The organism is Penaeicola halotolerans (assembly GCF_016464625.1).
Classification (GTDB): domain Bacteria; phylum Bacteroidota; class Bacteroidia; order Cytophagales; family Cyclobacteriaceae; genus Penaeicola; species Penaeicola halotolerans.
This window is the reverse complement of sequence record NZ_JAEAGO010000125.1, coordinates 1-257: the sequence shown is the minus strand read 5'-3', so window position 1 is coordinate 257 and position 257 is coordinate 1. Positions and strand designations below refer to the sequence as shown.

Annotated in this window: 1 protein-coding gene; it reads left to right on the top strand. The window is 47.9% G+C overall.

The window, feature by feature from the left end; all coding sequences use genetic code 11:
- The coding region (locus I5349_RS13875; RefSeq protein WP_226391372.1) for a hypothetical protein at window positions 1-208 on the top strand (208 nt) is incomplete at its 5' end.
- Between the last annotated feature and the right edge of the window lie 49 nt (window positions 209-257).

Here is a 257-nt window from a genome sequence, read left to right as displayed (position 1 = left end):
AAACGAGCTAAGATCTCCAGTGGAAGGAGGAGGTATGTGGAGGTCTAGACCTGGAGATGAGAACACCAGCAGGGCCAAGGGGAAAACCTATGCCTTCATACAGATGAAGGACAAATCAGTTTACCTTGCGTCCCATGGCAGGAACTCTTGGCCTACTCAGCCTCTTTTGGATTACATGGGAGGTGGGGTTGCTGGAGCGGGCCGCTAACTTATGAATACAGTTAAAACACATCTGTTAGATTGATCCTTGTTTTAAC